Below are 14852 nucleotides of genomic sequence, written 5' to 3' on the forward strand. Positions count from 1 at the left end.
CGGCCGACATCCGGGGACGTCGAGCAAAATTCGTTACTGCCCCCACTGATACTCTGCGATCGAAGCCTTTCCAGACTTCTTGTCGTACAGGCAGATGACGTTGACCATCTTCTTCGTCTTCTGGCTCTTCTCCCGAAGGAGGACTGCGATCTTCCCCGTGGCGTCGTCGAAAACGACTGGCGCAGTCGCTTCCGGCGACAACATGCGCGACTGGCCGATGCACGTGCCGTTGGCCTTTGCAAACAACGCGTTCCAGGCCCCATCGCTTGAGGCATTGGCCAGCGGTGCAAGGGAAAGAAGGCCAATGGCTGTGGCAATCGCGTTCTTCAGCATCAGAAATTCCTCGTGTCGTTTCGAATCGGGCCGGATGTCGGCGACACGTTGTTCGCGGCAAACGATGGCAACTTCAGGACACCGGCCAAGGATACGGGGTTCGGCCAGCAGCACTGATGTTCAGCACGCGTCAGAGCACTTGGCACGGCCCGATCCCCTCGCCCCCTGCATGTAGCAGAGCTGATAAGCATCCTTGTATTGCCGATTTCGCCGGCAAACCGTCCCCCTCGCCTTTCGAGACGCTCGATCATGTCTTCGAGGTCGGCCACCGCAAACATTGCGTAGAGATATCCCAAGGAATTCGCGGGAGCCGTCCGATGTCTGCAACGACGATGGGGTCGAGAGACCGGGCAAGTTCGACTCTGGCGTTGCCATCTGCCGACCGCATCATCGCGGCGTCGATCCGCTGATTGCCTGCCCCGTGAGTTTTTCCGGCCAATTCGCCTTATGGCCGTCTGCTTCTCGAGTTCTAGCCCGAGTTCCAGGAAGAACTCGATGCCCGCTTCAAGGTCTTCGACGACAATCGCGATATTGAGGATTTTCCGTCGTTGGCATCGAGTCCAAGTCTACGTTCGAAAGCCTTGGTCGGGGCCGTCCTTTTCAGAGCAACTTCAGCCGATACGCCATGACGACTGCCTGAATGCGGGTTGTCACGTCCAGCTTCTTCATCGCGGTCTTCAGGTAGGCGGTAACCGTGTGGCTGCTCAGGCTGAGGATGATGGCGATCTCTTCGCTGCTCTTGCCTGCCGCCGACCAGCGGAGGCACTCGATTTCCCTTCGCGAGAGAAGCTTGAGGTCGCTGCCCCCGCGCGTGAGATTGTCCAAGGCGGTCATCAGGTCGAAAACCAGATCGGCGAGTTCCGCTTCCGAGCAGTTCGATCCCGAGAGCATGAAAAGATATTGTCGGCCCTTGGCGTCATGCAGGGAAATCCCAAGATTGCAGGCGAAACCGTCGTCGTAGAAGACCCCGGCGATCTTGCTGACCACGCCTTGCTTCTCCGCACGGGCGAAGAGCAATTCCTCCGACGAAACCGGGAGCACGCTTTCCTTCAGCTTCGCAACGACCGTGCTCTGGCTGAACATATCGGTCGACCGATAGCTTTGCAGGAGATCGTCTGGCCAATTGGTCGTGATCAGGTTCTCGAGAAGGCAGCCACGATCGGCCTCCGGAAACACGGAAGCCAGGTAGAAGTGGAGACCGAACTTCCCCACCAGTTCGCCTACCGCGCTTTTGAAAGTCGCCAGTCGGCGGGGTTCCCTATCCCAGATGTGATGATCGTGATGGCCCATGACCTACCCCTAGCCGTCTCTATCACGATTTGCGCAGTCTCGCTGTGAGTTTGCGTTAGACGGCTTCGTTCCGATCCGCTGCATACGCCAAATTTGGGGCATTGGCGCCGTCCCGACCAGCACCTACCTCCGCAACAACAGCGGACCTGGGTGAACACCCCCCTCCTGAGTTCGACGTTGGCTTCCGTCACGAGGCGGAAGCCGTTTTCGCAATTGTGCCGCATGGGGATAAATCCATCCGACGTAATCGAAAGCCGCGCAGCTTTGAGCCAGCTATATTCGGGTCATCGTCGAGCGGCGGTGTTTCATAAGGATGAGAGCGCCCCGGTTGCTCCCCAACTTCATCATGCCCTCAACAGCCCGAGTGTGCTCTGGCCGAACGCCTTTGCACGTCCTCATTATGGAGAAACGAATGACCAAAAGACTTGAAAACAAGGTCGCCATCGTGACCGGCGCCAACAGCGGGATCGGATTGGCAACCGCCAAGCTGTTCGCCGCCGAGGGCGCGCACGTCTACATCACTGGACGCCGGAAAGAATTGCTCGACGCGGCGGCAGCCGAGATCGGCGGCAAGGTAACCGCTGTCAACGCCGACTCCACAAACATGGACGATCTTGACCGCCTGTACGCACAGGTGAAGGCCGACCATGGCCGACTGGACGCCCTCGTCGTCAACGCCGGTGGCGGAAGCGTGCTGCCGCTTGGGCAGATCACGGAAGAGCAAGTGGACGACACCTTCGGGCGCAACGTCAAGGCGGTGATCTTCACCGTGCAGAAGGCGCTCCCCCTTCTCGGCAAGGGCGCGTCGGTCGTCCTCATCGGCTCCACGACCAGTGTCGAGGGCACGGAAGCCTTCTCCGTCTACTCGGCTTCGAAGGCGGCTGTCCGCAACCTGGCACGCTCTTGGGCGCTTGATCTCAAGGGCACGGGTGTACGCGTCAACGTGCTGTCGCCCGGACCGACCCGCACTCCCGGCCTCGTGGAACTCGTCGGTGACGACAAGACCGTGCAGCAGGGCTTCCTGGATTCCTTCTCTTCGTCAATTCCGCTTGGCCGTGTTGGCGAACCTGAGGAGATTGCCAAGGCGGCGCTCTTCCTAGCATCCGACGACTCCAGCTTCGTGAACGGCGTCGAGCTTTTCGCCGATGGCGGCAAAGCGCAGGTCTGAGTTTCCATGGGCGGTCGTCCCTCGGCCGCCCATCCAACTCTCGTCACAACCCTCCTTGACGAGAGCAACCCTTGCACTGTCAATTGCGCGGATCGAAACCTACCACATGAAGTGACGCCATGAATCCAGGCGATGCCCTCCGCCTTGTACTCGATCCGATCACGCAGTTCGCGGCGTTGGTCATTGTGCTCGTCGTGGCGAGAACCCTTGTTCGGGGTCACCCAACCCACCGCTTCATCGTCCACATAGCGTTCTTTGCCCTCCTGACCGTGCTGCTCGTCGGTCACGACGTGGCTCCATGGACGACGGTCACTGTTGACGAGGATCTCACCCACAAGATGTTCATCGGAGTCGCCAAGGCCACCTGGTGGGTGGGCGGGGCGATGGTGCTCGCGAGTTCGGTACGCGTCTTCCTGATCTTCGAGCGAAAGCCTCGGGAGGGACGCCTGATCCAGGACTTGCTGGTCGCGTTTATCTATCTCGGCGCCGCTCTTTCGATCATCGCCTTCGTATTCGATCTTCCAGTGCGGACCCTTGTCGCAACTTCCGGCGTCTTCGCCATCGTGCTCGGTCTCGCGCTCCAAAGTACGCTGAACGACGTCTTTTCGGGGATCGCTCTCAATCTCGGGCGGCCCTATACAGTGGGTGATTGGATTGAGGTGGAAGGTGGCGTCCGTGGCCAAGTGGTCGAGACGAACTGGCGGTCTACCCATCTGCTCAATGACACAAACGACCTCGTGATCGTGCCCAACAGCACTCTCGCCAAGGCCACGCTGACGAACCTTACTGGTACTGACTCCGTTCATGGGTCCAAGGTGGTCATCAGGGCACTTCCGACACGAACGCCGGCAGCAATCGAGGAGACAATGAAAACGGTGCTCCTCAGCGCGAACTCGATCCTGAAGTTCCCTCCGCCGTCCGTGTCGGTAACAGGTCTCGACGGTTCCGCCGTCGAAGTCGAATTGTCATTCAAGGTCGCCAGCCTCGGCCAGACCAGAACTGCCAAGAACGAGATCTTCGACCTGGTTTATCGGCATGCAAAGGCGGCAGGCATCCAGCTCTCGACGGCGGCGAGCGTTCCAATGGAAGCAGCGTCGTCAGACTCCTCCAAACATCCCGGCACGCCTTGGCGGCTCCTGACATCGATCCCGCTGTTTTCGGCCCTCACGGAAGACGAGATGGAGACGGTCGCAAATAGCATGAGGCGGTGCACGTTCAAGCAGGGGGTGGTGATCGCACCGCAGAATGCCTCCATGACGTCCCTGATGATCGTGCGCAGCGGAGTCGTGTCGGTCGAGCTGGACGACGACAATGGAGGGCGGGAAGAGCTGACCCGACTGGCCCCTGGAGATCTGTTCGGCGAACGTGGGGTTCTGATGGGGGCGCCGGAGCCCGCAACGATGCGCGCCCTCACCTTCGTCGTCGTCTACGAGATTTCGAAGGATCATCTCGCGAGCGTGATGCACGAGCGCCCGGCGCTTGTGGAGGAACTGAGCCAGCTCTTGGCCAAGCGCGTCGAGACTGAAGAGCACCTAAGGGCGGATGGCAGCGCTGGTGCGGAGGCTCATCCGGTTTCGCTGGCTGCCAAGATACGGCACCTGTTCAGGCTTCCGCATTGAGCTACTCGGCCGCCCGAATGTGTGAAGAGGGCAACAGTCTTCCCTGTGCCAGCAGTGCTATCGTTCCCACCGCAATTGCCCCCACCAGAATATTGGCGAAGAAGAACAGGTACGGCGCAAGCTGGGCGCCGATGCTGTCGCCCCCGCGGGACACCATTCTCATGGAAGCGGATGCGAGCGCTGTCGTGCCGAGAGTGGCCGCCCAGTAGGAGGGAGCAAATGGCTGCTTCATGATCCACGGGGAAGCCCGGATCAGAAGTGCGACCTGAAGCAGAGAGTAGCCCAACAACCCGTTGGCGAAGAGATCCGGGGGGCCGGACGTCAGGCTCAGATACGCGGCACAGGCCACAGCAGGTGGCGCCAGAAGGATGCCCAGGGTGGGCCGAAGTGGCAACGCCATCTCGGGAGCGGTGAGAAGCCGCTGGAGAAGCACAGACTCCGTTGCAGCCCATGTGAACATTCCGGCGCCGAACAGAAGCTGCGCAAGCGCCGTGTATCCGAAAGAACCGAGCACGAGGGCCGATACAAGCGACCCAGCCACCGTCGGCAAGTATAGGATCGCCGTGGTGGCTTCGTGATCGCGTCCACCGCGCCACATGATGCCCGTCCGCCAGGTGGCGAAGACGATCGAGAACCCCATTCCGAGGGCTAGAAGAACGACCGCCATCGAGTGCGAATACGGAAGGACAGCGCGCGCGACCAGCATCGTCGCGACGCCCGCAAGGCCGATGAAGCAACAATGGACGGGATGCTCGGCCTCCTCCATGGCTTCTTCTCGGGCGAAGATCCACTTGGCGGCGAAAAAGGCGCTGATGATAGCCCAGACGCAGAGGGCAACGGCGTTGACCGCCTCGCCGATCATGGCAGGAAGCCCCCAGAGCTCGTGCGCCAGCCTCCAGTCGCCGCCAAGTCCGGCGAGGCCCAGCACAATGCCGTACATACCCGCGGGCACTCTCGGGAAACCCCGATGATCTCCAGCATGCATGTCTCTAGCCCTCCACAAACCTGTAGGCGCTTCCGTATCGATCGACATAACCGACACCAGGGTAGGTCCAGTGATAACCGAGCACGCGAAGCTTCTCATTGGCGGCCTTGTCCAGAAGCACCGCGCGGTTCGCCAGGGCTATTTCCGGCTCTGTGTCGAAGCCGAAGTGCCAGGTGGGGTTTTCGAAAGAAACGATATTGTTCGGGATGACATCTCCTGCGATGAGCAAGTTGCCGTCCCCGGCAAGCTCCAGCGAAATGTGGCCAGGTGTGTGCCCTCGCGTGCTGACCACGCTCATGCCGGAGACGATTTCGTCTCCCGGCTTGACGAGAGTAAGTCTATCCTTGACCGCGAATAGATCCCTCTGGGCGCCACGGGCAAATTCATGCAAAGCCTTCGGCATCGCGGCTTCGTAGTCCTGATCCGTCCAGAATGACCATTCGACCTCGCTGACGTAGTAATGCGCGTTGGGAAACAGGAGCGAACCGTCCGGTCGCGTCGTGCCGCCGGAATGATCGGGATGGGCATGGGTGAAGACGACCTTGGTGATGGATGCCGGATCTGCGCCGATAGAGTGTAGATTGGTGGCAAGGCGGCCGTCGCTTGGCTGGAAGTTGGCTCCGGCCCCGGTGTCGACCAAGATGAGATCAGTGCCTTTCCGGATCAGCGGAACGTTGGTCTGCAAAGGGGCGCTGTCCGAGCCCCCGCCAAGCCGCCGGAGGGTGGCCACGCGCTCCTCGCGTCCGGCTTCAGGCATGAGAACCTCGCCTGGCAGCGTGATGTAGCCGTCGCTTAAGACCTTAATGTCAAACAGGCCGTGCCGGAGCGTGTGGAAGCCGTTGAAGGAGCCTGGCGGAAGCATTTCGCGTTCTGGACTCATGATCAAATCCCTAGCTCGCACGCGGACGAAAACTCCCGCGGTCAAGCCGAAGTTTGTCGCGTCGAAGCCGTCATTGCGAATGCGTTGTTGTGAATTGTTGTGAGCCTTCGCAGAGCCGATCTGAAGCCTGTTCATCTCTGTGAGTTCTGGTTAGAAGCCCACGGAAAGGACCGCCTCATAGTTGCAAAAAATATGACGCGGCAGTACCGGATTGAGGCACGTTGTTTTGAGCAGGAGCCGTCAATGATCTTCGATCTTCAGTCGATCGACGCGTTGGAACTGGAAGAGGCAGGCATTTTCACCTGGAACGTAGGGACGGATCTCGTTTTTGGCGACAGCTCTGTGGCCCTGCTCTTCGGCTTTCCTTTCGAGGTCTCGATGACCGGGCAAAAAATGTCCGCCTACCTGGCTCGCATACACCCGGACGACCTCCCGGCAGTGGCGCTCCAGATGCACAATGCCATCGCATCGTGCGGGACCTACAGCGTCGAGTACCGGGTTCGAGGCGCACTCGATATATACCGTCTCGTCGCATCCCGCGGTCGGTGTTTCAGGGGCGTCGAGCGCGACATGACGCAGTTCGCCGGGATCATCTATCCAGTCGGCCCAGTACAACCCGTACAGTAGCGAGTGTCTCCGTCAGGTTAAGTCTGGACAACGGCCCCTCCCTTCAGCGTGAACGAGAACACGCTGCCCGTCGGATCGTTCGGCGCGACCCAGAGGGTCCCCCCGTGGGCTTCGACGATCGAGCGGCATATCGACAGGCCCATGCCCAGACCCGCTTCCTTCGTCGTGAAGAATGCGTCGAATATCTGGTCGCTCTTCAGTGGATCGACCCCCGTCCCACTGTCGGCCACCACGACCAGTGTCGTGCCATCATCCCGCCGTTCGGTGCGCAGATGAAGCTGTCGCTTTCCGCGCTGTGCCGATGCCATGGCCTCGGCAGCGTTCAAGATCAGATTGAGGACGACCTGCTGCAGCTGAATACGATCCCCAACCACCGCCCCTGCACTGGGATCGAGCTCCGTCGAAAGCGCAATGCCCTGCCGTTGCAATTCCCCTCTTGTCAAGACGATCACGCTCTCAATCATCGAGTTGACTTCGAGGATCTCCATGGACAACGGTGCCTTCCTTGCCAGCGCCCGGATGCTGGCGATGACATCCCCTGCTCTGTGACCGTCACGGATGATCCGTTCCGCCGCCACCCGTGCCTCCCCGACGTCGATCTGATCCTCGCTGAGCCACTTCAGACAGGTTGCCGCGTTCATGACGATCGCCATCAAGGGCTGATTGACTTCGTGGGCGATGGAGGCCGTCAGTTCGCCCAGCGCCGTCAGCCTGCCTGCTCGCGCGAGCAGGCTTTGGGCCTCTTCCATTCTCTTAAGGTCATCGATGTCGATGTTGGTACCATACCACTTGATGATGGCGCCGTGCTCGTCCCGCATGGGAGTCGCCCGGATAAGAAAAGTGCGGACGGCGCCGTCAAAGCGGCGCATGCGCGCCTCGATTTCACCTGCCTCGCCTAGATGAAGCACCTCCGACCACTTCCGCTGGACCTTGCCGATGTCTTCAGGATGTATGGCCTTTGCCCAGCCTTCGCCCATCGACTGCTCCCGCGTCAGTCCCGTGAAGTCGTACCACCGCTTGTTGAAGCTCAGAAGCGTGCCATCGATGTCGCTGGTCCAAGCAAGCGCTGGGATCATGTCGTATGCGAGCCGAAGTTCCTCGGCGGTGCGCCGGGCTTTTTCCTGCGTGTCTCTTGCAGCCTGGTACAGCCCGGCGTTTTCGAGGGAGATCGCGGCTTGCGACGCCAGAAGCTCCAGGACAGCCACCTGTTCCTGCGTGAAGAGGTTGGTGGAAAGCCCGTTTTCGAGAAAGAGGACGCCGACCAGTTGTTTCAGCTTGACGATCGGGACGCAAAGTATCGAAGTCGACGGAGCATCCCGGAAGTAGGGATCGCTGGCAAAGGAGTCGTTCAGGACCCCGTCGAGGATCACGACTTCCTGCGTCCTCGTCACATACGCCAGCACCGTTTCCGGAAGGCTCCGCATAAAATTCTCGAGCCTCACCGAAATCCGGTCGTCGTCGGTAACGGCTTCGGCGACGATCTGCATCTGACCATCCTTGGGAAGCAACAACAGCCCTCGGACGGCGCCGGAGTGCTCCAGGACTGTGATCATGAGACGTTCGATCAGGCGGTCGAGCAGAATTTCTCCCGAGACCGCCTGGGACATAGTGAACACTGCTGCCATATTCAGTGGCTGGGAATCTGCCAGAACGCCGTTGGCCTTCTCTGTTTGATCAATCAGACCGGGACACTCTGCGTCCAGCTGCCGTACCTTCACGAGCGCACCCCAGCGCACGTAGCAGGATCGAGCGTTCCTGAGGAAATTATCCGCAGTAGCCCTCAGTCCGAGGTGAGCGCAGAACCGCGCGGCCAGCTCGTTTGCCAGCCCTTCATTTTGAACGAACCCATATCGGCGGGCTGAACCAGCCGCCTCCTCGTAGAGTCTGAGAGCCTCGACCTGCCTTTCCTCGAGGCGCGCGGTTTCGGCTGCTAAAAGGAGGCTTCTGTTGGTGAAGTTTTCAGGGCTGCTGCGTGCCCAAGCATCGATCTGGACCTGATGGCTGCGGATGGCTTCAAGATGCGATACCCGATCCCCATTGTCGGCCTCGGTGGCCAAGGTCGCGTGGGCCAGCGCCTTGTAGAAATGGAACTCCGCTATCTCGATGAAAGACCGAACATGAATGGCGCCTCCCGTCTGGCGGGCCGCCTCTAAAACACCGTGATAGTCGCCCGACAGGAACCGGGTCTGCATGCGATAGATCCAGTGCCATTCAGACACGATCTTCAGCCGATCACCCGCTTCTTGGAGATAAGCTTCGAAGGAGGTCATCTCCGGCAGAGCGTCGCCTGTTTCCGTTCGGTCAAAACCGCGGAGTTCTCGTATCAGGAGCAGCTGTGCGACCGCCCCGTCTGCCGCGAGCGAGAAACCGGTTCTTCTCGCGCCAACGAGGAAGCTCTGCGCATCCCTCTGCACCATGTCCAAGGGTACACCGCCTATAAGAAGGTGTGAAACGAGGGCCTGCGCCGGAGCGACACTGAACACCATATCCGCCGCGGCAATCGCAACGGCCATCGCCTGGCGGGAATAATGCTCCGAGGCCGGGAGATGTTGGGTCCATGGAACTACAAAGCAGCCGTAGCAGGAGTAGACGCGAGCCTTAAAGCGATCCAGCCCATGACCGTCGACGAGTTCCAGACCCAGCTTTCCGAAATGCTTCCCAGTTTGGTAATCCCCGAACCTCAGCCCCAGCGGAATGATGACTGAGACGTAGGCATAGCAGGATGCATCGCAGTTGCCGTGCCGAAGGCTGAGGGAAACCATCTTTGCATAAATGAGATCTTCGAGGTTTCTGTCCGTGACGATCGCCGGGAGGATCGTGTAGGCAAGGACCTCCATGGCGGCGAGCCAATCCGGATCTGTGATTTTCGGCAGTTCGACAAGCTCATTTACGGGCCGCCCTGCCAACTGCCGATAGAGCTCTTCGACGCCAGCCCGCACTTCATCGTCCGCTGGATGGGCCGTCCATTCGATCCCGAAATCACGAAGGTATTCCAACGCCACTTCTACAGCCTTGTCCTGATCGCCGAGCGTAAGGTACAGCGAGGAGCGGAGCCCGACGACTGCCCCACGATCGACTCGGTCGCGGGCATGCGAGGCCAATCTGACGAGGTGTTTTTCGGCGACACCGTGTTCGCCCGTAAGGAACTCGCATTCGGCCTGCTGCAGTTCGAGGGAGAACCTCAGATCGTATAGTTCCCAGGCCTCGTCCCCGAGAAGGCTTAAGCCCGTCTGAAGGTACTTCGAGGCTGCGTGATAGGCCACGGAGGCCTTGGCGAGCCTGCCCGCATCGAGGAATGCTTCGGCTATTTGCACGCTTTCCTCGCCGGACAACACTCGCCCAAGTCCCCGTGCAAGCTGGTCTGCGACTTGGAAAATGCGGGTCTTCAATGCACCCGGCGGAAGGTTGGATAAAAGCGCCTGGCCGATCCGGAAATGAATTTCTGGTCTCTCGGCCTGCGGTATCATCCGGTAAGCCTCTTCCTGAACCCTGTCGTGAACAAGGACGAAGTCGTCTTCAGACCGGAAGAGCAGCCCTCCAGCTTCAGCCTCCTGGAGGATTTCGGAGATCTGCTGCTGCGTCTTGCCCGTGACCACCGCGAGGATCGCCGCCGGGGCGCCACTGCCGAGACATGACATCAACTTTACGATTTCGAGCGCCCGGGAAGGAAGCCTCCCAAGCTTGGAAACGACCAAATCTGCGACGTTGTCGGTGATCCTGGTCGCGCTGATCCGGCTCTCGTCCCAAGTCCACTCGCCGCGCTTCCGGTCGAAAGTGAGCTGCCCCTCTAACTCGAGAGCCTCAAGGAAGTGCAGGACAAAGAATGGATTTCCTCCGGTTTTTTGTCCTACGAGCTGCGCCAGGAAATCAACTGATCCGATCTCCCTTCCGAGCATGTCGGCAAGAAGCTGGGAGATCTCGGCCTCGTTCAGCGGGCCGAGCTTCACCTCCTCGAAACGGCAGGTCCCATTTCTCAGCACTTCCCGCGCAGCAAGCAACGGGTGTCCGGCCTGAACCTCATCGTCGCGGTAAGCGCAAATCAAGAACAGATGCCGGACGTGGTCGTCGAGGGTGATCGTCCTGATGAGCTCGATGGTCGCGACATCCAGCCACTGGACGTCATCGATGAAGAGCACCAGGGGGTGCTCCGCGCGCGCGAATACCTCGATGAATCGCTGGAAGACCAGATTGAAGCGCGCTTTGGCTTCGTGCGGCTGCAATTCCGGTGCGGGCGGCTGCTCGCCAATGACCAGGGCCAGCTCCGGGATGAGGTTGATCATGAGCTGGGCGTTTCTACCGAGGGAGGCCAGCAGGGTCGTGCGCCAGCGGCCCAGCTCGCTTTCCCCTAAAGCAAGGATCTGGCGCACCAGACCGCGGAACGCCTGCACGATGGTCGCATACGGTATGTCGCGGGTGTACTGATCGAACTTCCCCGACGCGAACATGCATTCACTTTTGGAGATCAGCTTGTGGAGTTCGCGGATCAGTGACGATTTGCCAACCCCTGTCGGACCCGATACGAGCGCCACGGCCTTGCCGCCTTCCGATCTGACAAAATCGAATGCGGAGGCGATGGTCTCCATTTCAGAGGAGCGACCATAAAGCCGATCCGGAACATGCAGCCGATCGGCCCCGTCGGCGGTGCCGATTTCGAAGTCTTCGAGAGCACCGGTCGAATTCCAGCTATCCTGACAGCGCCTCAGATCGCTGACCAGCCCCGCAGCGGTTTGATATCGGTCGTCGGAATTCTTGCTCAGAAGTTTGAGTACGATCAACTCAAGAACAGGAGGGATCGCCTCGTTTCGCTCACGCGGCGGGATTGGCCGTCGCGCGACATGTGAGTGGATCCATTCCGTCGCATCAGTTGCCATGAACGGCAGTCCGCCGGTCAGCATCTGATAGAAGACGACACCCAGTGAATAGAGGTCACTACGACTGTCGACGGGCCACTTCATCCTGCCCGTTTGCTCGGGCGACACGTAAGGGAGGGAATCCGCCATGCCACGGGCGGTGGCAGGCAGTTCGCTAACGTTTGTCTGCGGACCAGACTTTCCGAAGCCGAGCAGCCAAACCCTTCCCAAGTCGTCTGCAAGAATGCGGTCCGGGCGAAGATCCCTGTGGATCAATCCTCTTTCGTGAACCTGTCTCACGGCCACGGCCGCGTTCGTGGCTACGGCGAGAAATCGGCCCAGTTCGAATGGACGGCCCAGCTCGGCAGTCAGCGGCATCCCGCCCTTGTCCTGAAGCACCAGGAACTCTCGGCCGTCGTGACGTTCCAGCGACAGTGGAGTCGCAGCCCATTTTTCGTCGAGGCGGTCCGCCAAGGAGAACACGTACTCGAAACGCGGGTGGCATTCGCTAACAGTGTCGGGGGACGCTGCCGTTACCAGTAGGAGCGGAGCACCGCCTTCGCTCGACGTACCCCGATAAAGCGCGCTGACGGCGTCCTCGCGAAGCAGGTGCATCTGGTAGCGCGACAGGTCCATCACGAAGCTCCGGCATGCCCTCGACAGGAGGCGGCTCGTGATCCTAGTCGAATTTTAAGGAGGCGGCACGGCCTGCCCGACATTATTTTCAAGCTGACTAGATTACGCGGCGCGGCTCAGGCGGGCATGGCAATTAGCGTGAGATACCGTGAGTTACTGTGAGTTCCGGCCGCTTTTTGGCGAGAGCCTGGTGATCCGGCTCCCGCCCAGCAGCCTTATGCTTTCGCCTTGATGAAAGCCAGGATGTCAGGATTAAGGACATCAGGGTTCGTCGAAAGCATACCATGCGGATAGCCTTCGTACGTCTTGAGGGTGGCGTTCTTCAGCAGCTTTGCCGACAGCGGCCCGGCGTCCGCGTAGGGAACCACCTGGTCGTCGGTACCGTGCATGACGAGCACCGGAACCTCGATCTTCTTCAGATCTTCCGTGAAGTCGGTCTCCGACCAGGCCTTGATGCACTCGTAGTGCGCATTGGCGGCGCCCATCATTCCCTGGTGCCACCAGTTATCGATAAGTCCCTGGGAGACCTTGGCTCCCGGCCTGTTGAAGCCGTAGAACGGCCCGGTCGGCACGTCGATGTAGAACTGGGAGCGATTTTCCGCCAAGGCTTTCCGAAGGCCATCGAACACCTCGATCGGCAGGCCGCCGGGGTTCTTCTCCGACTTGATCATCACAGGGGGCACGGCGGCAACGATGACGGCCTTAGAGACCCGGCCGGGCTTCGCGCGCGCAACGTAGTGTACGACCTCGCCGCCTCCAGTCGAATGTCCTACATGGATCGCATTCTTGAGGTCGAGCGCCTCGACCACTTCCGCCACATCCGCTGCGTAGGTGTCCATCTCGTGCCCGGTGCGGCTATGTGAGGAGCGGCCGTGGCCGCGACGGTCGTGCGCGATGACGCGATATCCCTGGGCGATGAAGAAGAGCATCTGGTTGTCCCAGTCGTCGCTACTCAGCGGCCAGCCGTGATGGAACATGATGACTTGGGCATCTTTCGGGCCCCAGTCCTTGAAGAAGATTTCTGTGCCGTCCTTTACCTTCACTTTGTCCATAAGCTTATCCTCCGTTTGTGTTGGCTGATGTTTCTGCTTGCTGGCGGCCGACGCTGGTTGTGCAATCGCCAGGGCAAGGGCTGCAGCGGATCCCGCGATCATCGCGTCCCGCCTTGTAAGTTCGAAACCCGTCTTCGTTGTCATCGGTGTATCCTCTGGTTCATGGATGGGCGTCCGCGATCAAGCGGCGGCGAGCCCAGCTGGTGTTTTGACGAAGGGCACAAAGTGCGGCAGGGACTCGATCCTGCAGAGCCACGCCTGCACATACGGGTAGTCCGTGAGATCGATGCCACCTTCCGGGGCACGGGCGACATAGGCATAGAGCGCGATGTCCGCGAGCGTCAGCCTCCCGGTGAGCCAGTCCCGCATTTCGAGTTCGTTATCGAGAATGTTCAGGAGGGCGTAGGCTCGGGAGGTCACGTCTTCCGGAATGGGCTTGGCGCTTGACAGCCGCATGCGCCGTGCGGCGGCCATCCCATACGCGAGTTCGCCCGCGGCGATGGACAGCCAGCGTTGGACTTGCGCCGCACCAATCGGATCCTCGGGAAGCCAATCCTCCCGGCGATATTTCCTTGCGAGGTAGATCAGGATCGCGTTCGAATCCCCAAGCACAACATCTCCGTCTCTCAGGACGGGGATCTGGCCGAGACTGTTCATCTTCAGGAACTCGTTTGTCTTCTGCTCTCCGCGTCGTATATCGACTTCAACGAGTTCGACGGGCTGGTTTATGAGCGAGAGGAACAGCCGCACACGATGCGAGTGGCCTGACAGGGGATGGCAATAGAGAAGCATTCGCAGTCTCCGGTTCTCCCGGGACGAGTTGGCCCCGGTCTCTGAACCACTATGGTGACTGGAGGACTAGTCGTATTTCGAAATTGTCGGGTGGTCGAAACCCTTTAGAAGCAATGAATTAGCTGCATGCGCGAGGGCGCGATACAGCCGTCGGCTTCAGGGTTCTCGGCATGGAAGGGCGTCGTCAGCGATGAGGTCGACGTCACTTTGGAAGTTCGGCGGGGATCCGAAATACACCGACCGCCTCGGCGATCGTCCTCTGCGCAGCATCGAAGCGCGTTGCGTCCGGCCCCTTAACGCCCAGCATCTCGAACATCTCGGCGATCGGATGATACGCAATCGCCGACCGATCTCCGGGCAGCTCCCGCACAAGCATCCGAAGAGGAAGATCGAGAGCAGCCAACGGGGTATCGTTCATCACCGGAGTGCCAACGACTGGGTTGCCGTAGACCAGGACGCGCGTTTCCAGCATCGATAGACCGTGTTGACGCGCAGCCTCTGCGTGGTCGATATCGGCGAAGATGGTCATTCCGGCTTTCAGGATCGCCGTCTTGATGGCTTCCAGGGATTCGTCAAACGTGCGGGTCGTCCGGTGCTCAACAGGCTTCATCGAACTGTCC

Annotated in this window: 11 protein-coding genes and 1 pseudogene; 3 read left to right on the forward strand and 9 right to left on the reverse strand. The window is 60.0% G+C overall.

Annotated features, from left to right (window positions below; genetic code table 11):
• Window positions 1-33 precede the first annotated feature (33 nt).
• The 3 genes and pseudogenes from RHIBUN_RS0111260 to RHIBUN_RS37910 form a co-directional block, all read right to left on the reverse strand.
• On the reverse strand, window positions 34-333 hold the full coding sequence (locus tag RHIBUN_RS0111260; protein WP_025659655.1) for a hypothetical protein: 300 nt from the start codon (window positions 331-333) through the stop codon (window positions 34-36).
• Window positions 334-453: 120 nt separating this feature from the next.
• Window positions 454-872, reverse strand: a pseudogene (locus RHIBUN_RS35310) (VOC family protein).
• A gap of 61 nt (window positions 873-933) precedes the next feature.
• Window positions 934-1623 (reverse strand): LuxR family transcriptional regulator, encoded by a 690-nt coding sequence (locus RHIBUN_RS37910; protein ID WP_025659656.1) that lies wholly within the window; start codon window positions 1621-1623, stop codon window positions 934-936.
• A 412-nt stretch (window positions 1624-2035) separates the two neighbouring features.
• On the opposite strand from RHIBUN_RS37910, the gene RHIBUN_RS0111270 reads away from it, so the two are divergent.
• Complete coding sequence (locus RHIBUN_RS0111270; RefSeq protein ID WP_025659657.1) at window positions 2036-2791, forward strand: SDR family oxidoreductase; 756 nt, start codon at window positions 2036-2038, stop codon at window positions 2789-2791.
• 119 nt (window positions 2792-2910) lie between these two features.
• Window positions 2911-4410, forward strand: coding sequence for a mechanosensitive ion channel family protein (locus RHIBUN_RS0111275; RefSeq protein WP_025659658.1), 1500 nt, complete (start codon window positions 2911-2913; stop codon window positions 4408-4410).
• Between the two features lies 1 nt (window position 4411).
• Here RHIBUN_RS0111275 and tehA read toward each other — a convergent pair whose 3' ends face one another.
• Both tehA and RHIBUN_RS0111285 read right to left on the reverse strand, forming a co-directional pair.
• Window positions 4412-5395, reverse strand: coding sequence for a dicarboxylate transporter/tellurite-resistance protein TehA (gene tehA, locus RHIBUN_RS0111280; RefSeq protein WP_025659659.1), 984 nt, complete (start codon window positions 5393-5395; stop codon window positions 4412-4414).
• Between the two features lie 4 nt (window positions 5396-5399).
• Window positions 5400-6275 (reverse strand): MBL fold metallo-hydrolase, encoded by an 876-nt coding sequence (locus tag RHIBUN_RS0111285; protein WP_025659660.1) that lies wholly within the window; start codon window positions 6273-6275, stop codon window positions 5400-5402.
• Window positions 6276-6518: 243 nt separating this feature from the next.
• Between RHIBUN_RS0111285 and RHIBUN_RS33350 the strand changes: the two genes are divergently transcribed.
• Entirely contained in the window at window positions 6519-6902 is a 384-nt protein-coding gene (locus RHIBUN_RS33350) for a PAS domain-containing protein (RefSeq protein WP_198021144.1), read from the forward strand.
• A gap of 17 nt (window positions 6903-6919) precedes the next feature.
• On the opposite strand, the gene RHIBUN_RS0111295 is transcribed toward RHIBUN_RS33350, so the two are convergent.
• The 4 genes from RHIBUN_RS0111295 to RHIBUN_RS0111310 all read right to left on the reverse strand — a co-directional run bounded on the left by RHIBUN_RS0111295 (window position 6920) and on the right by RHIBUN_RS0111310 (window position 14842).
• Window positions 6920-12388: an AAA family ATPase gene (locus RHIBUN_RS0111295; protein ID WP_025659662.1), complete on the reverse strand. Its 5469-nt coding sequence runs from the start codon at window positions 12386-12388 to the stop codon at window positions 6920-6922.
• A gap of 215 nt (window positions 12389-12603) precedes the next feature.
• Window positions 12604-13440 (reverse strand): alpha/beta hydrolase, encoded by an 837-nt coding sequence (locus RHIBUN_RS0111300; protein WP_025659663.1) that lies wholly within the window; start codon window positions 13438-13440, stop codon window positions 12604-12606.
• A 180-nt stretch (window positions 13441-13620) separates the two neighbouring features.
• A complete protein-coding gene (locus RHIBUN_RS0111305; protein ID WP_025659664.1) occupies window positions 13621-14232 on the reverse strand; it encodes a glutathione S-transferase family protein in 612 nt (203 codons plus the stop codon).
• A gap of 202 nt (window positions 14233-14434) precedes the next feature.
• Window positions 14435-14842 (reverse strand): DUF302 domain-containing protein, encoded by a 408-nt coding sequence (locus tag RHIBUN_RS0111310; RefSeq protein ID WP_025659665.1) that lies wholly within the window; start codon window positions 14840-14842, stop codon window positions 14435-14437.
• Between the last annotated feature and the right edge of the window lie 10 nt (window positions 14843-14852).

It is taken from the genome of Rhizobium sp. IBUN, assembly GCF_000510625.1.
Taxonomy (GTDB): Bacteria; Pseudomonadota; Alphaproteobacteria; order Rhizobiales; family Rhizobiaceae; genus Rhizobium; species Rhizobium altiplani.